22 protein-coding genes are annotated in these 19639 nt (G+C 62.7%); 7 read left to right on the top strand and 15 right to left on the bottom strand.

Translation table 11 applies throughout. The annotated features are described in order from the left end of the window. Positions 1–10 precede the first annotated feature (10 nt). From ACB037_RS11120 to glnK, 3 genes are all read right to left on the bottom strand, one after another. Positions 11–1636: an iron ABC transporter permease gene (locus ACB037_RS11120; protein WP_042014910.1), complete on the bottom strand. Its 1626-nt coding sequence runs from the start codon at positions 1634–1636 to the stop codon at positions 11–13. A 39-nt stretch (positions 1637–1675) separates the two neighbouring features. Continuing rightward, on the bottom strand, positions 1676–2683 hold the full coding sequence (locus ACB037_RS11115; protein WP_042864454.1) for a Fe(3+) ABC transporter substrate-binding protein: 1008 nt from the start codon (positions 2681–2683) through the stop codon (positions 1676–1678). 228 nt (positions 2684–2911) lie between these two features. Next, the gene (gene glnK, locus ACB037_RS11110) at positions 2912–3250 is read right to left on the bottom strand and encodes a P-II family nitrogen regulator (protein ID WP_005332325.1); all 339 of its coding nucleotides are present in this window, start codon (positions 3248–3250) and stop codon (positions 2912–2914) included. Positions 3251–3451: 201 nt separating this feature from the next. Here glnK and arfB point away from each other — a divergent pair, with 201 nt between their 5' ends. Further along, complete coding sequence (gene arfB, locus ACB037_RS11105) at positions 3452–3868, top strand: alternative ribosome rescue aminoacyl-tRNA hydrolase ArfB (RefSeq protein WP_010673067.1); 417 nt, start codon at positions 3452–3454, stop codon at positions 3866–3868. Between the two features lie 26 nt (positions 3869–3894). Further along, positions 3895–4389 carry a methylated-DNA--[protein]-cysteine S-methyltransferase gene (locus ACB037_RS11100; protein WP_279990119.1) on the top strand — a complete coding sequence of 165 codons (495 nt, stop codon included), beginning with the start codon at positions 3895–3897 and terminating at the stop codon, positions 4387–4389. 608 nt (positions 4390–4997) lie between these two features. Here ACB037_RS11100 and ACB037_RS11095 read toward each other — a convergent pair. The 7 genes from ACB037_RS11095 to ACB037_RS11065 form a co-directional block, all read right to left on the bottom strand. Next, positions 4998–6194, bottom strand: a complete 1197-nt coding sequence (locus tag ACB037_RS11095; RefSeq protein ID WP_041214468.1) for a NupC/NupG family nucleoside CNT transporter — start codon at positions 6192–6194, stop codon at positions 4998–5000. Positions 6195–6376: 182 nt separating this feature from the next. Further along, positions 6377–7312, bottom strand: coding sequence for a LysR family transcriptional regulator (locus tag ACB037_RS11090; protein ID WP_069652342.1), 936 nt, complete (start codon positions 7310–7312; stop codon positions 6377–6379). 82 nt (positions 7313–7394) lie between these two features. Then, on the bottom strand, positions 7395–7931 hold the full coding sequence (locus tag ACB037_RS11085) for a glutathione peroxidase (protein ID WP_010673063.1): 537 nt from the start codon (positions 7929–7931) through the stop codon (positions 7395–7397). 59 nt (positions 7932–7990) lie between these two features. Then, positions 7991–8554: an NnrU family protein gene (locus tag ACB037_RS11080; RefSeq protein WP_371175338.1), complete on the bottom strand. Its 564-nt coding sequence runs from the start codon at positions 8552–8554 to the stop codon at positions 7991–7993. Positions 8555–8814: 260 nt separating this feature from the next. Continuing rightward, complete coding sequence (locus ACB037_RS11075; RefSeq protein ID WP_371175337.1) at positions 8815–9948, bottom strand: glycerate kinase; 1134 nt, start codon at positions 9946–9948, stop codon at positions 8815–8817. Positions 9949–9957: 9 nt separating this feature from the next. After that, positions 9958–11220 carry a GntP family permease gene (locus ACB037_RS11070; RefSeq protein WP_041214465.1) on the bottom strand — a complete coding sequence of 421 codons (1263 nt, stop codon included), beginning with the start codon at positions 11218–11220 and terminating at the stop codon, positions 9958–9960. Positions 11221–11339: 119 nt separating this feature from the next. Continuing rightward, entirely contained in the window at positions 11340–12455 is a 1116-nt protein-coding gene (locus tag ACB037_RS11065) for a sugar diacid recognition domain-containing protein (RefSeq protein ID WP_039039965.1), read from the bottom strand. 206 nt (positions 12456–12661) lie between these two features. Between ACB037_RS11065 and ACB037_RS11060 the strand changes: the two genes are divergently transcribed. From ACB037_RS11060 to ACB037_RS11050, 3 genes are all read left to right on the top strand, one after another. Beyond that, positions 12662–13036: a YacL family protein gene (locus ACB037_RS11060; protein WP_371175336.1), complete on the top strand. Its 375-nt coding sequence runs from the start codon at positions 12662–12664 to the stop codon at positions 13034–13036. 49 nt (positions 13037–13085) lie between these two features. Then, positions 13086–13376, top strand: coding sequence for a hypothetical protein (locus ACB037_RS11055; protein ID WP_039039963.1), 291 nt, complete (start codon positions 13086–13088; stop codon positions 13374–13376). A 161-nt stretch (positions 13377–13537) separates the two neighbouring features. After that, positions 13538–14368, top strand: coding sequence for a lysostaphin resistance A-like protein (locus tag ACB037_RS11050; RefSeq protein ID WP_371175335.1), 831 nt, complete (start codon positions 13538–13540; stop codon positions 14366–14368). Between the two features lie 75 nt (positions 14369–14443). Here the strand turns inward: ACB037_RS11050 and ACB037_RS11045 are convergent, their stop codons facing one another. From ACB037_RS11045 to ACB037_RS11025, 5 genes are all read right to left on the bottom strand, one after another. Next, the gene (locus ACB037_RS11045) at positions 14444–14863 is read right to left on the bottom strand and encodes a DUF4426 domain-containing protein (RefSeq protein WP_049636470.1); all 420 of its coding nucleotides are present in this window, start codon (positions 14861–14863) and stop codon (positions 14444–14446) included. 18 nt (positions 14864–14881) lie between these two features. Next, complete coding sequence (gene yggU / locus ACB037_RS11040) at positions 14882–15181, bottom strand: DUF167 family protein YggU (protein WP_371175334.1); 300 nt, start codon at positions 15179–15181, stop codon at positions 14882–14884. After that, positions 15181–15732, bottom strand: coding sequence for a YggT family protein (locus ACB037_RS11035; RefSeq protein WP_010673053.1), 552 nt, complete (start codon positions 15730–15732; stop codon positions 15181–15183). Before ACB037_RS11035 ends, yggU begins: the two co-directional genes overlap by 1 nt. A gap of 23 nt (positions 15733–15755) precedes the next feature. After that, positions 15756–16580, bottom strand: a complete 825-nt coding sequence (gene proC / locus ACB037_RS11030; protein ID WP_371175333.1) for a pyrroline-5-carboxylate reductase — start codon at positions 16578–16580, stop codon at positions 15756–15758. A 123-nt stretch (positions 16581–16703) separates the two neighbouring features. Then, positions 16704–17405: a YggS family pyridoxal phosphate-dependent enzyme gene (locus tag ACB037_RS11025; RefSeq protein WP_045523233.1), complete on the bottom strand. Its 702-nt coding sequence runs from the start codon at positions 17403–17405 to the stop codon at positions 16704–16706. Between the two features lie 39 nt (positions 17406–17444). Between ACB037_RS11025 and tapT the strand changes: the two genes are divergently transcribed. Together tapT and ACB037_RS11015 are read left to right on the top strand one after the other, a co-directional pair. Next, complete coding sequence (gene tapT, locus ACB037_RS11020; protein WP_010673050.1) at positions 17445–18479, top strand: type IVa pilus ATPase TapT; 1035 nt, start codon at positions 17445–17447, stop codon at positions 18477–18479. A 23-nt stretch (positions 18480–18502) separates the two neighbouring features. Next, a complete protein-coding gene (locus tag ACB037_RS11015) occupies positions 18503–19612 on the top strand; it encodes a PilT/PilU family type 4a pilus ATPase (RefSeq protein ID WP_041214461.1) in 1110 nt (369 codons plus the stop codon). The last annotated feature ends 27 nt before the right edge of the window (positions 19613–19639 follow it).

The raw sequence follows: 19639 nt of genomic DNA, 5'->3' as shown, positions 1-19639 counted from the left end.
ACGGGGCCGCTCAATGGCCTGGACCATCCAGGGTACGGTTGATCCACAGCAGGGGAACCAGCCCCACCAGCACGATGACGATGGCACCGAGCGCCCCCCGCTCCAGCATCTCGTCCGAGACGAACTGATAGACGTGGGTCGCCAGGGTTTCGAAGTTGAACGGCCGCAGCAGCAGGGCGGCGGGCAGCTCCTTCATGGATTCGATGAACACCAGCATGGCGCCGGCAAAGAGGCCGCGCCGTACCAGCGGCAGGTGAATGCGACGCAGCATGCCGCCCGCCCCCTGCCCCAGAGAGCGGGCCGCCATGTCGAGGCTGGGGGAGATCTTGCTCATGCTGCTCTCCACCGACCCGATGGCGATGGCCACGAAGCGCACCAGATAGCCGAACACGATGGCGGTGAGGGTGCCGGTCAGGAGCAGACCGGGGCCCGGCATCCCGAGCCACTCGGCCAGATCGTTGATGCCAAAATCCAGGGCCGTGAGCGGCACCAGCACGCCGATGGCCAGCACGGTCCCCGGCATGGCATAGCCCATGGCGGCGAGGCGCAGGGGCAGCAGGCTGCGAGTCCCCCCATCGAGGCGACGGAAGAAGCCGAGCAGCAGGGCAATGGCCATGGCCAGCAGGGCGGTCAGGGCCGAGATGGCGAGGCTGTTGCCCGCAAAGCGCACGAATTCGGGCGTCCACGACAGCGCGAAGTAACGCACCCCATAATCGAGCAGGATGACGAACGGCAGGGCGAACCCCGCCAGCACCAGGCCCCAGCACCAGAGCCCGGCCAGCACGCCCCTCAGGCCCCCGAGGGGGTAACGCAGGGGCTGCTCGAAGCCCATGGACTTCTGGAACACCTGCTGGCGCTGGCGGGAGCGGCGTTCCAGCGCGATGAGCAGCACCACCGCCAGCAGCATCAGACAGGAGAGCTTGGCGGCGGTCGCCAGGCTGCCGTAGCCGAGCCAGGTGTCGTAGATGGCGGTGGTCAGGGTGTTGATGGCAAAGAAGTGGACGGTGGCAAAGTCCGCCAGAGTTTCCATCGCGACCAGAGATGCCCCCACCATGATGGCCGGGCGGGCCAGGGGGAGGCTCAGGCGGCGAAAGCTCTGCCAGGGGGTGCAGCCGAGCAGACGGCTGGAGTGAATGAGGCTGACCGACTGCTCCAGGAAGGAGGCCCGTGCCAGCAGATAGACATAGGGGAAGAGCACCAGCGCCAGCACCCAGGCGGCGCCCCCGAGGGAGCGAATGGCCGGGAACCAGTAGTCGGCCGGTCCCTGCCAGCCAAACAGGGCACGCAGCCCCGCCTGCAGCGGGCCCGAGTAGTCGAGCAGGTCGGTATAGACGTAGGCAACGATATAGGAGGGCATCGCCATGGGCAGCATCAGCGCCCATTGCAGGGCGCGGCGCCCCGGCACCTCGCACATGGCCACCAGCCAGGCGGTGGGCACTCCGAACAGCAGGCTGAGGCAGACCACCCCCAGCACCAGACCGGACGTGTTTCGCAGATAGTCGGGCAGTACGGTATCGGCGAGGTGGGCAAACAGTTCCCCATCAGCCGAGAAGGCGGAGAAGACCAGGGCGAGTACCGGCAAACCCAGCAGCAGGGCGGTGGCCCAGCTGCCGGCAATCCATCCAAAATGTTTCATGAGTCCACAGAAGTTGATGGGGCCGTTGGCCCCATCTGATTACAAGTCGAATTTCACTTCATCCAGCAGTTGCAAGGCGTCCTTGCGGTGCTTGGCATAATCGCTGACCGGCATGGGGTCAGACTTGAACGTGCCCCAGGACTTGACCATGGCAGAAGGCTCGACCCCCGCCTTGACCGGGTACTCGGCATTCACATCAGCATACATGTGCTGGGCGGTATCCCCGGAGAGGAACTCCATCAGCTTCTGTGCTGCTTCCTTGTTCTTGGCATACTTGGTCATGGCCACGCCGCTCACGTTGACGTGGGCACCGCGATCACCCTGGTTCGGGAAGTTGATTTCCACCGCGTCGGCCCAGGACTTCTGCGCCGGGTCCTTCAACATGGCACCCAGGTAGTAGCTGTTGCCCAGGGAGACATCACAGATGCCGTCCTTGATCGCCTTGACCTGATCACGGTCGTTGCCCTGGGGCTTGCGCGCCAGGTTGGCCTTGACCCCTTCCAGCCAGGTCTTGGTATCCGCCATGCCGTGATGGGCAATCATGGACGAAACCAGCGCCACATTGTACTCGTGCTTGCCACTACGGGTACAAATTTTTCCTTTGAATTCAGGCTTGACCAGATCTTCGTAGCGGATGGTGTCGAGCTTGCCAAGACGCTCCTTGCTGGAGTAGATGGCACGCACCCGGGTGGTCAGGGCGAACCAGCGGTTGTCCGGATCGCGATAGATGGAGGGGATGTTCTCCTGCAGCGTCTTGCTGTCCACCGGCTGCACCAGGTCCTTGTCCACCAGCTCGGTCAGACGGCTGATGTCCACGGTCAGCATCAGATCGGCCGGAGAGAGCTTGCCTTCCCGTTCCAGACGCTCGTTCAGCCCCTCTTTGGCAAACACCACATTGACCTTGATCCCGGTCTCCTTCTCGAACTGCTGGATGATGGGCTTGATCAGCTCATCCTGACGGTTCGAATAGACGTTTACCTCCTGGGCGGCGAACGCCGACTGGGCGACAAGCGTGGAGAAAGCCAGTGCCAACATCTTCATTTTCATCATCCGTTCCTTGTCTGCGTAAAGAGTGATAACCATTTTCGTTTGCATTCTGCATGAATCGGGAGGAGAGGATCAAGGCGGTTTGCTGGGTTGGAACGATCTATTTAATCAGCGGCCAAACAAAAAGACCGGATGGAATCCCATCCGGTCTTTCGACGACCACCCATTCACACTGTCGGCAGAACCTGCCCGGACCTTTGCCCGACCCGGCCGGGCAAAGGAGCGTACTCAGAGCGCCTCGTCGTCGCTCTCACCAGTACGAATACGCACCGCTTGCAGCAGGTCATAGACGAAAATCTTGCCGTCACCGATTTTGCCGGTATAGGCAGCCTTGCAGATGGCCTCGATCACCCCTTCGACGTTCTCGTCTGCGGTGGCGATCTCCAGCTTCACCTTCGGCAGAAAGTCGACCTGGTACTCGGCCCCCCGGTATAATTCGGTGTGCCCCTTCTGGCGACCAAAACCCTTCACTTCGGAGACGGTCAGGCCTTCCACCCCCAGGTTGGCGATGGCCTCGCGCACGTCGTCCAACTTGAAAGGTTTGATAATCGCAGTAATCAGCTTCATCTGGTTGCTCCCAATCCATGGTATGTCACGAATGGGTCATCAATTCTTGTGCCAAGTATTTTTATCGTTTATTTTCATATAGATAGACATGACACTCTGAGCCAGAAAGGCTCAGGATCACCAAGGAAGCGCATCTCGCCCCATAATGAGGCACCAAGCTGCACCAGACTCCCTTGATGCACCAAATGAGAGCATCACCCCATGTTAGTCATCTCCAACAGCGTGATCATCCCCTGGCATGAACTGCAATTCCAGACCATGCGGGCCCAGGGCAATGGCGGCCAGCACGTCAACAAGACCGACTCCGCCGTCTGGCTGCGCTTCGATTATCGCGACTCCCCCAGCCTGCCGCCGCTCTACAAGGAGGGACTGGAGCGGCTCAGCGACAGCCGGGTTCACGACGGCTTCATCCAGATCAGGGTCGAGACCCATCGCAGCCAGGACATGAATCGCAAGGAGGCCATGAGCCGCCTGACCGAGCTGCTGAAAAAAGCCGCGTGGCGCCCCAAGGCCCGCCACGCCACCAAGCCGACCCGCAGCTCCCAGCGCAAGCGGGTCGATGCCAAGAAACGCAAGGGAGAGATCAAATCCACCCGCGGCAAGCCCGTGCTGGAGTGACCTGCCACAACCCCGAGGACAAGAGAATGCAGTACAGCTTTTGTGAATGTGCCAAGGGGCCCCTGCTCATCGCCATCGATGGGGCCGGGCTGCGCCACGTGGAATTCATGCAAGGGGAGCGCCCCGTCCTGCCGCAACCGGAGTGGCAGCGGGATGATGTCGCCCTGGCCCCCTTTGTCGAGCAGTTTGCCGCCTACTTTGCCGGCCGCCTGCGGCGCTTCGATCTCCCCCTGGCCGCCACGGGCACACCATTCCAGCAGGCCGTGTGGCAGGCGTTGTGCGACATTCCCTACGGCGAGACCGTCAGCTACCTCCACATTGCAGAGGCCATCGGCAACCCCAGGGCCGTGCGGGCAGTAGGCGCCGCCAACGGCCGCAATCCCCTCAGCATCATAGTGCCCTGCCACAGGGTAATAGGGCGCAGCGGTGAACTGACCGGCTACGGGGGAGGCATCCCCATCAAGCGCTGGTTGCTGGCACTGGAGCAGGAGACCGCAGACCACTTCGCGCTGACCCCATGAAAGCGTGCGCCTCCTGTCAAATGCGGGTTGCGGGTGCAGGCACCACAGACCGCAGGCCACTCGCGCGGATCCTCTGACGAGCGGCATCTTCATCACATACGAGTTGCTGGGCCCAACAGCAGACCGCAGGCGGCGTTGCACTGCCCATGACGGACAGCATCTCCATCACATGCTGGTTGCTTGCCATCTGGCAGTATGGTTGCGTGATGTGTTGAGCCTGCACCGGGATAATCTGCCGCCGGATCCGCCCCATGGCAGGAGCATGCCCACCGCCCCGATTCATCTTTCCTTTGAGCCGCACGACAAAATAAATCACTGATTATTTATTTTATTTCAGCATCAATCATTTAAAAATCACATTGCAGCAGCATTTTGAAAATGAACACAGTATGAAGAATCGCCTCAGAAGCGCTTCAGAGAGTATCATGCATCATGGCTTCACACTTGGATGGGACGGCTCATCCCTCATTCAGGTGGCACCCATGTGACGCTTCCAATCTGTCTTTTCCCCGCGCCTCCCCAGAGGCGCTTTTTTTTTGCCTGCAACCGGGTGCAAAAAAGCCCGCCGAAGCGGGCAATGACCGGAAGGTGCTGACTTCCAGGGTCTATCAGAGGGCGAGGAACAAGCCTGCCAGGGAGGCGCTCATCAGGTTTGCCAGCACCCCCGCCAGGATGGCGCGCATGCCGTAGCGGGCGATGAAGGACTTGCGCTCCGGCACCATGGCCCCCAGGCCGCCGATGAGGATCGCCATGGAAGAGATATTGGCGAAACCGCACAGGGCGAAGGTGACGATGGCCTTGCTCGACTCGTTCAACGTCTGATCCTGCACCAGGGCGATGAAGGCGACGAACTCGTTGATGACGATCTTGGTGCCGATCAGGGCACCGGCCGCCTGGGCCTGATCCCAGGGGACGCCGATGAGCCAGGAGACGGGGGCAAACAGCCAGCCCAGGATGATCTGGAAGCTCAGCTCCAGCCCCACCAGGTCGCCGGCCCAGCCAAGCAGGCCGTTGAGCAGGGCGATCACGCCGACGAAGGCCAGCAGGGTCGCCCCCACGGCGACGGCGATGTTGAGACCCGCCATGGCGCCATCGGCGGCCGCTTCAATGACGTTGGTGGCGCGGGGGATCTCCACGTCTTCGTGGTGATCTTCCTCTTGCGCGGCGGGCGGCACCAGGATCTTGGCCATGGCAAGCCCGGCAGGGGCGGACATGAAGGCCGCCGCAATCAGGTATTTCAGCTCGACCCCGATGCTGGCGTAGCCCACCAGGGTGCCGCCAGCTACCGAGGCCAGTCCGCAGCTCATCACCGCAAAGAACTGGGAATCGGACATCCTGGAGAGATAGGGTTTGACCACCAGCGGCGCTTCCACCATGCCGACAAAGATGTTGGCGGTGGCAGAGAGGCTCTCGGCGCGGCCGGTGCCCAGCAATTTCTGCAGGCCGCCGCCGAGCAGGGCGATCACTTTGGGCATCAGGCCGATGTGATAGAGGATGGCGATCAGCGCGGAGAAGAAGATGATCACCGGCAGCACGTTGAAGGCGAAGATGAAGCCCAGCTTGAACTTGGCCAGATCCCCGAACAGGAAGGCAATCCCCTCCTGGCCGTAGCCGATGACGCTGCTGACGCTCTCGCTGACACCGTTCAATACCTGCTGACCGGCGGGCAGCCAGAGCACCAGGGCGGCGAAGAGCACTTGCAGGCAGAGGGCAAAGCCCACTGTTCGCAACGGGATACGACGACGATTATCAGAGCAGAGTGCGGCCAGGGCCAGGATGCTCAGGATACCAAGCAGGGCAATCATGGGGATTCCATCCAGTGAGGCTGAAGATGGGCGCGGATTCTGCTCCCCTCCCCTCACCGCCGCAACCCCGCCGGGTTACAACCCTGTTAGCAAAAACGTTTGCACGATATCGGTTGCGCCAACTGACTGATTTGACACAACTTTGAAACCGCACTCACGCCAGTGTTCTTGTATGGAAACGATTATTCCTCGGTGCAGGACAATTTCCCCCCGAGCCAGGGTGCGAGTCGCTGCGCCCAGTAGGGCCCGGGTCCGAAGCTCTCCTTGAGGAAGTCGATGAAGAGGCGGATCTTGGGATCCAGATGCTCTCGCCTGGCATAGACGGCGTGCACCGCCATCTTCTGGTTCGGTTGCCACTGGGGCAGCAGAGGGATGAGCTGACCAGATTGCAGCTCCTTGTCCAGCAGGTAGTTGGCCACGTAGGCGATGCCGAGCCCGGCCAGGGCGGCGTCCCGCACCGCTTCAGCCAGATCCACCCGATAGTTGCCCGCCACCTGCACCGTCTGGCGCTCCTTGCCCTGGCGAAATGACCACTCGTGGTAGCGCCGCTCCCGGCTCTGGTAGGTGATGCAATTGTGATGGGCCAGATCCCTGGGGTGCAGTGGCGTGCCGTGACTCAGCAGATAATCCGGCGAGGCCACCAGCACGAAACCGATGTCTGCCAGTCGCTGCCCTACCAGGGACTCGGGTTTGTCCTCGTAGGTGGTGATCCAGAGATCCAGCCCCTCATCCACCAGATTGGTGCGGTGATCGAACAGGGACACCTCCAGCTCCAGATCCGGATAACGTGCCTGAAACGCCTTGAGGCGCGGGATCACGTGCAACCGCCCGAAGGATTGACCCACCCCCAGATGGAGCACGCCGCTCACCTTGCCACGGCGCTCCGCTACCATGGACTCCGCCTCCAGCGCCACCGCCACCAGAGCGCGGCAGTGGCGGGCATACTCCTGACCCAGTTCGGTGAGCCCGAAACGGCGGGTAGTGCGCTGTACCAGCTGGGCGCCGAGCGCGGTTTCCAGCAGGGCGAGCTGCTTGCTGATGTGGGATTTGGAGACCCCGAGGCGGCGCGCAGCCGCCGAGATGCCCTGTTCACGAACCAGGGCATCGAAGATCACCATTTGGGGAAGACGTTGCAGCACGGTGTCACCGGAGTGGATGGCGGGGCCGCATTATTCCAGAGTGGCCCGCCATGGGGTAGGGTCAGTGTCCCAGGGCATCGATGATCTGCTGTTTGAGAGGATCATCCGACGGATTCTGGTTGGCACCATAGCTCGCAATCAGCTTGCCGTCCCGCCCGACCAGGTACTTGTGGAAGTTCCAGTTGGGCGCATCACCGTCGGCAGCCGCGGCCAGCCCCTTGAACAGCGGCACCGCATCCGAACCCCGCACCGCCACCCGGTTGAACATGGGGAAGGTCACCCCGTAGTCCCGGCGGCACACCTCGGCGGTTTTGTTCTCGTTGCCCGCCTCCTGCCAGAAATCGTTGGAGGGGAAGCCCAGCACCATCAGTCCCTTCTCCTTGTAGCCCTGATAGAGGGCTTCCAGATCCCGGAACTGACCGCTGTAACCGCAGTAGGAGGCGGTGTTGACCACCAGCACCACCTTGCCCTCGGTCAACTGGCAGAGGTTGTGGCGCTGGGTGCTGTTGAGCTCCCGCATCTCCACGTTGAAGTAATCGGGGCAGGCGGCGGAGACCGCCCCCGAGCCGAGCATCAGCAGCAGGGTGAACCATTTCATCGACGTGACTCCCATTGTTTTGTCCATCATACGCAAGACCCCGGAATCTGGTTCAGGGATCAGTGCAGGGGGATCCCGGTCAGCCAGCCGTGTCCCCAGAAGATAAGCAGAGCCGTGAGCGCCAGCCCCGCCCCCAGACTGATCCCCGTCCCCTGCCAGGTGGCGGCGGCACGGGGGTGACGACCCCACTCCCGCATCGAAATCCAGACGATGCTGATGAGAGCCCAGAGACCGAGCCCGCCAAACAGCACCAGAGAACGCGCCTCGCTGTTCACCGCCAGATGGGCCCCCGACCAGAGCAGCACCCCGAGCAGCTGGGGATGCACCAGCCAACGGCGGAAATGGTTCGCCCCCTGCCCCGCACACAGCAGGACAAGGGCGATCGGCATGACCCCCATGACCAGGGTGGGCCCCCAGACAGGCAGAAAATAGAGGGGCATGGGGCTGGCACTGCGCCAGCCTGCGAGGATGCCGCCGATGGCGACGAACACCAGCAGCGAGAAGAGCCCCTTGTAGCGGTTCTCCCCCAGCCGCTCCCGCAGACGGGCGCGGTGCTGTGCCGCGAAACAGGGGTAAAGATGAGTCAGGGTGAACAACACCACCCCAAGGGTCAGCAGGATCATGGCTCGCTCCTCGCATATTGCCCCCCGGAATGGGAAGCCCTCCCTCAGGCGGGCCTTGTTTTTCGTGGCTCCCTCACTGTCGGGAGATCACTATGCCGCAAAGCCCCTTGTCAGAATACAAAAACCATATGAAAGACAGCAGGATAATAAAAAAGCCGACCCAAGGATCGGCAAGTGCGTCAGAGGTGCCACGTCGGGCCGCTCACTCTGCTGCACGGGGCAGGGTCAGGCCGATGCACCGCATCGGCCAGGAGAGAGGGTCATTTGCGCAGCAGGTAGAGAGCCGCCACGTTGCGGGCCGTGAGCTGCAGGTTGGTGGTGGCGGTGGCCAGCGCCTCCGGCAGGGACATGGCCCGATTGACCACGGCGAACACCGCATCGAGCCCATGCTCATGCACCACGCCGCAGTCATCGGTGAGGCATCCGGCGATGCCGATCACCGGCTTGCCGAACTGCTTGGCGCAGCGAGCCACCCCGATGGGCGTCTTGCCATGGATGGTCTGGCTGTCGATGCGGCCCTCGCCGGTGATGACCAGATCCGCATCGGCCACCGCCTCGGCCAGGTTCAGCGCCTCGATGACGATCCGGATGCCGGGTTTGAGCTCGGCCCCGAGCAGCCCCACCAGGGCTGCCCCCATGCCGCCTGCGGCCCCCGTTCCCGGGATCTCCTTCACCTGCTTGCCAAGCGCCTGCTCGATGCAGTCCGCGTAACGGGCCAGATTGGCATCCAGCTCGGCCACCATCTCGGGAGTTGCCCCCTTCTGTGGACCGAACACGGCGGACGCCCCTTTCGGGCCGCACAGCGGATTGTCCACGTCGCAGGCCACCTCGATGGTGAGCCCGGCCAGACGGGAGTCCAGCCCGCTCAGGTCAATGGTGGAAAGCTCGGCCAGACCAGCGCCGCCCAATGCGATGGGGCTGCCATCCGCCTTCAGGAGCTTGCCGCCGAGGGCCTGGATCATGCCGGCGCCGCCGTCATTGGTGGCGCTGCCGCCGATGCCGAGGATGAGGTGGTTCACCCCCATCTCCAGCGCGGCCAGGATCAGCTCGCCGGTGCCGACGCTCGAGGTGAGCCGCGGATTGCGCAGCTCGGGCGCCACCAGATGCAGGCCGGAGGCCGCCGCCATCTCGATGACGGCGCGCTTGCCATCCCCCAGCAGGCCCACGAAGCCCTGCACCCTGTTGCCGAGGGGGGCGGTCACCTCGACCGGCAGGATGCGACCACCGGTGGCATCCACCAGAGACTGCACCGTCCCCTCGCCGCCATCGGCCATGGGCAGCTTGACGTAGGTGGCATCCGGCAGCACCTGCTTGAATCCGGCCTCGATGGCATCGGCCACCGCCATGGCGCTCAGGCTCTCCTTGAATGAATCGGGGGCGATCACAATTTTCATATCAGTTCCTTAGGCGAGGCCAAACACGCCAAACATCAGGGTAGAGACAACGGCGATGGTCAGACCGACCGCGGTTTCGTAGGGGATGAGCTTGAGTCGCTCGCCGACGCCCATGTGGACGCTGCCGCCGGTGGCATGGAAGAAGGAGCCGTGGGGCATGTGGTCAAACACGGTGGCGCCGGCGTGGATCATGGCGGCCCCTGCCAGGCTGCTGATCCCCAGTTCAATCAGAGTGGCGCTGAACACGTTGGAGGCCACCACGGTCCCGGCCGTGGTCGAGGCGGTCGCCAGCGACATCAGGGCACCGGAGATGGGGGCCAGCAGATAGGAGGGCAGACCGGAGGCGGTCAGGCCGCTGATGAGCACATCTTTCAGGCCGGAGTTGGCGATGATGCCCGCCAGGGTCCCCGTCCCCAGCAGCATGATGGCCACCGGTGCCATGCGGGCCAGGCCCGAGACGGCAAACTGGTTCACCTTGCTGAACTTGCCCATCATCAGGGCACCGACCAGGCCGCCGAGGGGCAGCGCAATGAGCGGGTCCACCACGATGCCGGCGATGGGACGCAGGGCCAGCAGCAGGATGGCGACCAGGGGCGCACTGATGGCGGCGGCAAAGCCGGGCAACTTGGCACCGTCAAAGCTCACCACCTCGTCGGCGGCCACCTTGCTGCCCCGGTTGTTGAGGCGCTTGGCGAGCCAGTAGGCCATCACCAGACCGAACAGGCCGGGAATGATGCCCGCCGCCATCACCGAGGTGAGAGGCAGGTGGAAGGCATCGGCTGCCGCAATGGCGTTGGGGTTGGGAGACATAACGTTGCCCGCCTTGCCACCGCCTATCATCGCCAGCAGGATGGCCGCCTTGGAGAGATCGGCACGGCGGGCGATGGCCAGCGCAATGGGGGCGACCGTGATGACGGCCACGTCCACGAAGACGCCGACCGCTGTCAGGATCAGGGTGGCCAGCGCCAGGGCCAGCAGGGCGCGGGTTTCGCCGAGTTTCTTGACGATGGTCTCGGCGATGGTGGTGGCGGCGCCCGATTCGATGAGCACCCCGGCCAGCACACCCGCCGCCAGGATCCGCATCACCGCCGTGGTGATCCCCTGGGCGCCGCCGATCATCAGGGCGACGGTCTGGGTCAGGTCGGCGCCACCGATCAGGCCACCGGCCAGGGCACCGACGATCATGCCGTAAGCGGGCGGCACCTTCTTCAGGATGAGGAAGATGGCGATGGAAAGCGCGGCGAGCGCGCCGAGCGCGGAGACTGGGATCATGACGGGCACCTTGTTGTTGTAATGAGTGGCGCCATTATGGGGATCCCCGCCTGGAATGCTTTGGCCATAAAACCAAAAAAAGCATTTACCGGCCTTGTATTTTTGTTGGAAAAGACAAATCAGCTATCGAGACTGAGCCCGAGATAGAGCAGAAACTTGTCATCTAACTTGTTGAAATTCAAGCCGGTTATCTGCTCTATCCGGGTCAGTCGATAACGCAGGGTGTTGGGGTGAATGAACAGGGCTTCGGCACAGGGATGCAGATCACAATCCTGCAAGAAATATTGGCGCAGCGTCTTTTGCAGCGTTCCCTTTGTGTCCTCCTGCGCCAGCTTTTGCAGCGGAGCCCGTAGCTGATCCGCCTGCCAGGAGTCCGCCAGGGTGCCGAGCAGCACTGAAAGCCGGTAATCCTCGAAGAAATAGACCTGCTTGCGGGGCGACTGGCGCATGCCACGGCGCAAGGTGTCTCGCGCCGTCTGGTAGGAGAGCGCCAGCCCGGGGATGCCGGCGAAGTAATCACCCACCCCGATGCGAACCTTGAAATGGGGAATACGGGAGAGCAGCTGCCGGATCCGGCTGCGCTCCTGCGCCGACTGCCAGACGCCGTCGCTGAGCTGGGCGGGTTTGAGCACCACTATCTCGTCCAGGCCGTTGATGGCCACCAGGTTGTCCCGCTCCGGGTTTTCCAGCAGGTGAACCAGCTCCCTCACCTGGGCGGGCTCGGCCTCCTCCAGCGCCAGCACGGCCACCACCCGGGGCTGGGCGAGATCCAGCTCGAGGAAGCGGGCCACCTGTTGCAGTTGATCGGCCCGCCCTTCGCCGCGAATGAGCTGCAACACCAGCTCCTCCTTGTGGCGCTTGTCCCACTGCAACTGCTCGGTGAGTGCCGCCTGTTCCAGGATGAGCTCGGCGGTCATGCGCACCAGCTCGGCGTAAGCACGCACGATGTCCGGATCGCCCGAGATGCCGATGACGCCGAGCAGCTCCCCCTGATAGGCGATGGGCAGGTTGATGCCAGGCCTCACCCCCTTGAGCTCCCGGGCGGTGGCCTCGCTTATCTCCACCACCCGGTTCTCGGTCAGGGCCAGCACGGCCCCCTCGTGGCGCTGGTGCAGCCGCTCCGGATTGCCGGACGCAATGATGAGTCCCCGTTCATCCATGACGTTGACCGAGAACGAGAGGATCTTCATCGCCCGGCTGACTATCTGATGCGCGAGCGCGTCGTTGAGCTGCATTGCCTCTCCATACCATTCGTTGACAGGGTCCCCGGCGTGCGCCATCACCGGGATCACCCGTTAAAGATCCCACATCATCAAGACAAGCGCGGGGGGGATCGCTAGAATAGGCCACTTTACGCTATCAGTGCCCCACCATGGATCAAGGATCCGGCATCATGCCGCTTTGCGCCGTGGTGGTTTCACCCTCCGATATGGACTCCGCTATGGATTATGAATTTCGCCGCGACCCGTTCGGTGGCTATCGCGCCCGGTTCTCCATGGGCCATGAAGCCATCGGCCAGTGGTTGATCGACGAGGTGGGCAAGGACGAGGAGAAGCTCGACGAGCTGTTCGCCATCATCGACCAGCTCTCCAGCCGGGCCCGCACCGAATACCGGCTGCTGGGGGGCGACTACTCCCTGCTGCTGACCCACGAGGAAGCCGAGGTGAAGGCCAATGTCATCAATATCGAGCAGGACGAGGATCTCGACGATCTCGCCTACTACGATGATGAACAGCTGGCCATGTGCGGGCTGGAAGATTTTGCCCAGGTACTCGGCTCCTGGCGCGCCTTTATCCGCAACGAGGATATGGGCTGATTACCCCCATTCGGGCGAGCATGCCCCTTGCAACCCAACAGGATTGACTATGTCCATTTACGATTTTGATGACGAACTGCCGGAAGACGAGCTGGATCAACCGAAGAAACCCGCCCAGCCCAAGAAGAAGGGCAAGCAGGTGCTGAACACCCAGGTCAACCTGAGCCCGCGCGATGCCAGCCGCCTGAACGGCATGCACGTCGAGGCCATCACCACTCTGGATGACGTCAGTCTGCCGAAGAACGTCATCTTCAAGGCCGGTCTCATCGCCCTGGGCGAGCTGGAAGCCAGCAAACGCGCCGACATCATCGCCCGGGTCATCGCCGAGTCCGGTCGCTGATACGGGAAGGCCATCGCCTCTCTCGGTGGCATCTTGCCGCCGCTCAAGCCGGAGCCCAGCTCCGGCTTTTCATTGCGCGTCTTCTGCCGGCCAGTCCCTTTTCCTTGAACCAGACCATGGGGATCGTTAAGGTGCGCCCTTCATTCATACAAGGAGACTCGATGTTACCACTCCCCGATATTCTCATCTGGCTCGTCCTGGGGCTCGCCGTACTCTGCTGCCTCGCCCGCCGGACCAGGCCCGGCATGCTCCTGCTGGGACTAGCCCTGCTCACCGCCCTCTGGCTTGAGCGACTCGCGCCCCTCGCCGCTCTTGTCAGCCTCGCCGGTCTGCTGCTGGCCTGGCGTACCCCCACCCTGCCCCCACCCTGGCGCGGCGTCGCACTGACGCTGGTACTGCTGTGGTCCCTCGCCCTGACGCTGCATCTGGTGCCCGGCTTTGACAATCTCAGGGTGCTCGACAAGGTACAGGCGGGCCCGGCCAGCGTGCCCTTCACCCTCTACCTCAATCTGGACAAGCCGCTCATTTTCTTCGCCCTGCTGCTGGCCGTCCCCGGCCTGCTCGGCCCGGGTGGAACGATACGCTGGCGGCCGCTGGCCCTGCTCATCCTGCCGCTCGCGGCCCTGCTCATCACCGCCTGGCAACTGGGCGCCCTCAAACCCGAAGCGGGACTGCCCCACTGGTGGTGGCTGTTCGCATTCAACAACCTGCTGTTCACCTGTGTGGCGGAAGAAGCGCTGTTCCGGGGATGCATCCAGCAAGGGGTGGCAAGCCGAAGCACGCCCTGGGCAGGTCTCCTGGTCGCCAGCCTGCTGTTCGGCGCAGCCCATCTTGCCGGTGGCCCGTCGCTGGTGTTGTTCGCTGCGCTGGCGGGGGCCTGCTATGGCCTGGCGTTCCAGCTGAGCGGGCGCCTCAGTGTCGCCATCCTGCTCCACTTCCTGTTCAACTTCGCCCACCTGGCCCTGTTTACCTATCCCCTGGCCAGCCACTGACGTCGAGCACAGGTTCACCGGGCAAAAAAATGCCCCGCCCCCGTGGGGGCAGGGCATCTGCATTCACCCTGCAATCTAGTCGACGTAGAAGGTCTGCTGGAAGGTCAGCGTCTGCTGCTGCCCCTCCCCCATGATCTTCAGGGTGAACTGGTAGGTGTCCTCATTGCGATAGGGCAGCACTGCCAGGTAATAGATGGCATTCCCCTCTTTCACCTCCTGAAAATTCAGGGGGCGAAGGGTGCCGGTCAGATTGCGGGCTTCGCCGCTGATCCCCACCGCCTGTGCCACCCCCTGCTTGTTCTGCACCGCGATATTGACGATGCCGTTATAGCGGCTGCGCTCCAGGCCATAGGTCCTGGCTACCTCGGGGGTGAGGAAGCTGGAGTTGAACGCGCTGTAGTGCACTTTCCAGGGGCCCAGCTCCTGCATCTGCTCAGCCCGCAGCGGCAGCGTCATCAGGAGTGCCAGCAGGCAACTCATCCAGGCTGTTTTCATGATGTCATCCCTCTCGTATCAACCCTGATTATCGAGCAGAGCGGCAATCTCGGCGGGGATCTGCTTTGGCGCGTCGATGGCGATCGTCTTGTGCCGACCCAGCTCCCCCCGCAGGATGCGAACCTGCCCCTTGGCCACCTTGCACTGCTTGGCCAGGTACTTGATCAGGTGACTGTTGGCCTGACCATCCACCGGCGGTGCCGTGATGGCCACTTTCAACTCGTCACCGTGCAATCCGATGATCTGATCCCGGCTCGCCTTGGGCTGGATCATCAGATGCAACACCAGCTCGTCCCCTTCCAGCAGGACGGCGGGCATCAGATCATCCACCACAACTGGCCGAACAGATCCCCCATCAGGTAGTTGATAGCCTGCAGCGCGATGAAGGCGACCAGCACGGAGAGATCCAGCCCGCCCAGTGCAGGCAGGATGCGGCGAATGGGGGCCAGGAAGGGTTCAGTGAGCTGGTGCATCACGTATTCAATGGGGTTGCGACCCTGGCTGACCCAGCTCAGGATGGCGCGGATCAGCAGGATCCAGAAGATCATGGAACCCGCCTTCTTCAACACGGTGAGCGTCGCAAACAGACAGAGAGTGAGCCAGTCCGCCTGCAGCACATTCATGCTCTTGAGCAGGACCAACTTGCCAAAGGCGATCAGCAGCGCCAGCAGCACAGAGGCCATGTCCAGCCCGCCAAAACCCGGGATGACGCGGCGCAGGGGCACCACCAGCGGGTTGGTCAGCTTGACCACCATCTGGCTCATGGGGTTGTAGAAGTCGGCCCGCGCCCACTGGAGCCAGACCCGCAGCAGCACCACCATGAGGTAGAGATCAAAGACAGTGTTAATCAAAAAGTAAGCCGTGTTCATCCGGGCTCCTTGCTAAAAGGGATTCAGAAAAGGGTTTCCATTTCGCCGGCCCGGGTAACGGCCGCCTGCATGGCTCTTGCGGTCAGCGGCATCAGCCCCTGCTCCTGGAATGTCTTGACGGCCTCGGCCGTGGTCCCGCCCTTGCTGGTCACCTGCTCGCGCAGGGTCTGCAGCGACAGCTCGGGATTTTGTTCCACCATGGCGGCCGCCCCCAGGGCGGTTTGCTGCACCAGCAGGCGAGCCTGCTCCGGCGTAAAGCCCATGGCCTCGGCCTCCTCGGCAATCGCTTGCATGAACAGGAAGAAGTAGGCCGGGGCACTGCCCGCCGCCGCGATGACGCCGTTGATGCCGACCTCCTGCTCCACCCAGAGGGTCTTGCCCACGGATTGCATCATCTGTTCGGCCACCGCCCTATCGGCCTGCCCGATGGCGGGCGGTGCATAGAGCCCGGTCATCCCCAGCCCCAGCAAGGAGGGGGTGTTGGGCATGGTGCGAATGATGCGATCGTGACCGCCTGCCATCTCCTGCAAGCGTGCGACGCGAATGCCGGCAGCGATGGAGATGAGCAACTTGCCATCCAGCGAGCCAAGCTCGGCCACCAGTGCCGTCAGCATGCCCGCCATCAGCTGGGGCTTGACCGCCAGCACGATCACCTCGGCCTCCCGGGCCGCCTCGGCGTTGTCCTGGGTGATACGGATGCCGAACTGGCTGGCCAGTTCGTCCAGCTTGGGACGGCTGGGATTGGCGGCGATGATACGCTCTGCCGGGTAACCCGCCTGGATGAGGCCGGCAATGATACTGCGGCTCATGTTGCCTGCCCCGATGAAGGCGAGGGTTCTCTGCTGCATCAAACACTCCTGTTACTGACATCGCAGCGGATGCCGACCCAGCCTGTGCGGGCTGACAGCATCACACGCGCCTGTTTACCTGAAAAAAAGCACGACCGGGATGTTTCTCGCCCCGGCTCTTGCTCATGAATAGTCACGGGCCCCGAAGATGGCGGTCCCGACCCGCACCATGGTGCTGCCATGGGCAATGGCCGGCTCAAGATCCTCGGTCATCCCCATCGAAAGGGTGTCGACGCTCGGGTATTGTTGCGCAAGTTCGGTGAACAGAGCCTGCATGCGCGCCATCTGGGCCGCCAGCACCCTCTCGTCGCGGGTATGCTCGGGGATGGCCATCAGACCGCGCAACCGCAGCCGCTCGCTTTGGGCCACCAGAGAGGCCAGGCGGAAAATCTCTTGCTCCGACGTACCGGATTTGCTGCTCTCTCCGCTAATATTGATTTGCAGACAGATATTTAGCGGCGCGAGCCCACCCGGTCTCTGATTGTTGAGGCGTTCGATGAGCTTGTCGCGATCGACACTTTGAACCCAGTCGAACCGCTCCGCCACCAGCTTGGACTTGTTCGATTGCAGCGGGCCGATAAAGTGCCACTCTATGTCTGTACAGGCGTTCTGCTCGCGCAAGGCATCAATCTTGAGCGCGGCCTCCTGGGCGTAGGATTCGCCAAAGCGCCGCTGACCGGCGGCGTAGGCAGCCTGAATGTCCCCCAGCGGCTTGGTTTTACTGACAGCAAGCAACTGGATGTGATCTGGGCTGCGGCCAACACGCCGTGCAGCCTCTACAATACGTTCCTTTACCTGAAGCAGGTGCTGGGCAATCTGGCTCATATTTCGTTCGTAATCTTGTGATGGGAGAATAACAAATCTATGGATATCACAGAGTTATTGGCATTCAGTGTAAAGCATAAGGCCTCGGATCTACACCTCTCGGCCGGGGTCCCCCCGATGATCAGGGTTGATGGGGAGGTTCGCAAGATCAATTTGCCCGCCCTGGATCACCGGGAAGTCCATGCCCTCATTTACGACATCATGAATGACCACCAGCGCAAGGAGCTGGAGGAGAACTTCGAGGTGGACTTCTCCTTCGAAGTACCCGGCATGGCACGCTTTCGGGTCAACGCCTTCCAGCAGGCGCGCGGCTCGGGCGCCGTGTTTCGTACCATCCCGAGCACCGTTCTGACCCTGGACGATCTGGGGGCGCCAGAGATATTTCGCAAGATAGCGGAGTACCCTCGCGGCCTGGTGCTGGTGACTGGGCCCACCGGCTCGGGCAAATCCACCACCCTGGCCGCCATGGTCGATTACATCAATGACAACTTCCACCACCACATCCTCACCATCGAGGACCCCATCGAATTCGTGCACGAGAACAAGCGCTGCCTGGTGAACCAGCGGGAAGTACACCGCGACACCAAGAGCTTCAGCAACGCCCTGCGCTCGGCCCTGCGGGAAGACCCGGATATCATCCTGGTAGGTGAAATGCGGGACCTCGAAACCATCCGCCTCGCCATGACCGCCGCCGAAACCGGTCACCTGGTGTTTGGCACCCTGCACACCTCCTCGGCTGCCAAGACCATCGACCGTATCATCGACGTCTTCCCCGGCTCGGAGAAGGACATGGTGCGATCCATGCTCTCCGAATCCCTGCGGGCGGTCATCTCCCAGACCCTGCTCAAGCGTATCGGTGGCGGCCGGGTGGCGGCCCACGAGATCATGCTGGGGATCCCGGCGGTGCGAAACCTCATCCGGGAAGACAAGGTGGCCCAGCTCTATTCCGTCATCCAGACCGGGATGACCCACGGCATGCAGACCATGGACCAGAGCCTCAAGCAGCTGGTCAACCGGGGGGTCGTCGCCTCCCTCGATGCCAAGGCCAAGGCGGTCGATCCCAATACCATTTAAGCTCGCACACCCAAGGAGTCGCCATGAACATGGATGTTCTGCTCGCCGCACTGGTTGAACAAAAGGGCTCGGATCTCTTCATCACGGTCGATGCCCCCCCGACCCTCAAGGTCAACGGGCGTCTGGTGTCGCTCGGGCCGGCTCCCCTCGACAAGACGACGGCGCTGGCGTTGATCAGAGAAAGCCTGGACGAGACCCACTTCGAGCGCTTCCTGCACACCCGCGAGGCCAACTACGCCATCCAGCGAGGCTCGCTGGGGCGCTTTCGGGTCAGCGCCTTCTGGCAACAGGATATGCCGGGCATGGTGCTGCGCCGCATCGAGACCCGCATCCCCACCTTTGACGAGCTGGTGCTGCCTCCCATCCTGCAGGAGGTCGCCATGGCCAAACGCGGGCTGGTGCTCTTCGTCGGCGCCACTGGCGCCGGCAAGTCCACCACCCAGGCGGCCATGATCGGCTTTCGCAACCAGCACGGTGACGGCCACATCCTGACGGTGGAGGATCCGGTGGAGTTCGTCCATCAGCACGATCGCTGTCTGGTGACCCAGCGGGAGGTGGGGATCGACACCGCATCCTTCGATGTCGCCCTCAAAAACTCCCTACGCCAGGCCCCAGATGTCATCCTCATCGGTGAAATCCGCTCCCAGGAGACCATGGAGTTCGCCATCCAGTTCGCCGAGACGGGGCACCTCTGCCTCGCCACCTTGCACGCCAACAATGCCAACCAGGCGCTGGATCGCATCCTGCATCTGGTCCCCCAGGAGAAGCACCGCCAGTTCCTGTTCGATCTCTCCTTCAACCTGCGCGCCATCGTCGCCCAGCAGCTGCTCCCCTCCGCTCACGGGCAGCGCCGGGTCGCCGCCTTCGAGATCCTGCTCAACACCCCGCTCGTCACCGACATCATCCGCAAGGGAGAGATGCACAGACTCAAGGAGGTGATGACCAAATCCGGCGAGCTCGGCATGCAGACCTTCGATCAGGCGCTGTTCGGCCTGTTCTGCGCCGGCCAAATTGGCTACAGTGAGGCCCTTGCCCATGCCGACTCCGCCAACGACCTGCGACTGCTCATCAAGCTGTCGGGTCGCGAGCAGCTGGGCGCAGGCACTCTCGACAACGTGACCCTGGATGAATGAGGGGCGTGCGTCATCGCTAGTAAAGGA

Source organism: Aeromonas sp. S19(2024), from assembly GCF_041402625.1.
Lineage (GTDB): Bacteria > Pseudomonadota > Gammaproteobacteria > Enterobacterales > Aeromonadaceae > Aeromonas > Aeromonas caviae.
Note: the sequence above shows the minus strand (reverse complement) of the source record. Positions and strands in the feature narration are given on the sequence as shown.

Coding starts and splice junctions, on each gene's coding strand:
- ACB037_RS11120 (WP_042014910.1), bottom strand. CDS start 1,636: ATGAAACATTTTGGATGGATTGCCGGCAGCTGGGCCACCGCCCTGCTG.
- ACB037_RS11115 (WP_042864454.1), bottom strand. CDS start 2,683: ATGAAAATGAAGATGTTGGCACTGGCTTTCTCCACGCTTGTCGCCCAG.
- glnK (WP_005332325.1), bottom strand. CDS start 3,250: ATGAAGCTGATTACTGCGATTATCAAACCTTTCAAGTTGGACGACGTG.
- arfB (WP_010673067.1), top strand. CDS start 3,452: ATGTTAGTCATCTCCAACAGCGTGATCATCCCCTGGCATGAACTGCAA.
- ACB037_RS11100 (WP_279990119.1), top strand. CDS start 3,895: ATGCAGTACAGCTTTTGTGAATGTGCCAAGGGGCCCCTGCTCATCGCC.
- ACB037_RS11095 (WP_041214468.1), bottom strand. CDS start 6,194: ATGATTGCCCTGCTTGGTATCCTGAGCATCCTGGCCCTGGCCGCACTC.
- ACB037_RS11090 (WP_069652342.1), bottom strand. CDS start 7,312: ATGGTGATCTTCGATGCCCTGGTTCGTGAACAGGGCATCTCGGCGGCT.
- ACB037_RS11085 (WP_010673063.1), bottom strand. CDS start 7,931: ATGAAATGGTTCACCCTGCTGCTGATGCTCGGCTCGGGGGCGGTCTCC.
- ACB037_RS11080 (WP_371175338.1), bottom strand. CDS start 8,554: ATGATCCTGCTGACCCTTGGGGTGGTGTTGTTCACCCTGACTCATCTT.
- ACB037_RS11075 (WP_371175337.1), bottom strand. CDS start 9,948: ATGAAAATTGTGATCGCCCCCGATTCATTCAAGGAGAGCCTGAGCGCC.
- ACB037_RS11070 (WP_041214465.1), bottom strand. CDS start 11,220: ATGATCCCAGTCTCCGCGCTCGGCGCGCTCGCCGCGCTTTCCATCGCC.
- ACB037_RS11065 (WP_039039965.1), bottom strand. CDS start 12,455: ATGCAGCTCAACGACGCGCTCGCGCATCAGATAGTCAGCCGGGCGATG.
- ACB037_RS11060 (WP_371175336.1), top strand. CDS start 12,662: ATGGATTATGAATTTCGCCGCGACCCGTTCGGTGGCTATCGCGCCCGG.
- ACB037_RS11055 (WP_039039963.1), top strand. CDS start 13,086: ATGTCCATTTACGATTTTGATGACGAACTGCCGGAAGACGAGCTGGAT.
- ACB037_RS11050 (WP_371175335.1), top strand. CDS start 13,538: ATGTTACCACTCCCCGATATTCTCATCTGGCTCGTCCTGGGGCTCGCC.
- ACB037_RS11045 (WP_049636470.1), bottom strand. CDS start 14,863: ATGAAAACAGCCTGGATGAGTTGCCTGCTGGCACTCCTGATGACGCTG.
- yggU (WP_371175334.1), bottom strand. CDS start 15,181: ATGCCCGCCGTCCTGCTGGAAGGGGACGAGCTGGTGTTGCATCTGATG.
- ACB037_RS11035 (WP_010673053.1), bottom strand. CDS start 15,732: ATGAACACGGCTTACTTTTTGATTAACACTGTCTTTGATCTCTACCTC.
- proC (WP_371175333.1), bottom strand. CDS start 16,580: ATGCAGCAGAGAACCCTCGCCTTCATCGGGGCAGGCAACATGAGCCGC.
- ACB037_RS11025 (WP_045523233.1), bottom strand. CDS start 17,405: ATGAGCCAGATTGCCCAGCACCTGCTTCAGGTAAAGGAACGTATTGTA.
- tapT (WP_010673050.1), top strand. CDS start 17,445: ATGGATATCACAGAGTTATTGGCATTCAGTGTAAAGCATAAGGCCTCG.
- ACB037_RS11015 (WP_041214461.1), top strand. CDS start 18,503: ATGAACATGGATGTTCTGCTCGCCGCACTGGTTGAACAAAAGGGCTCG.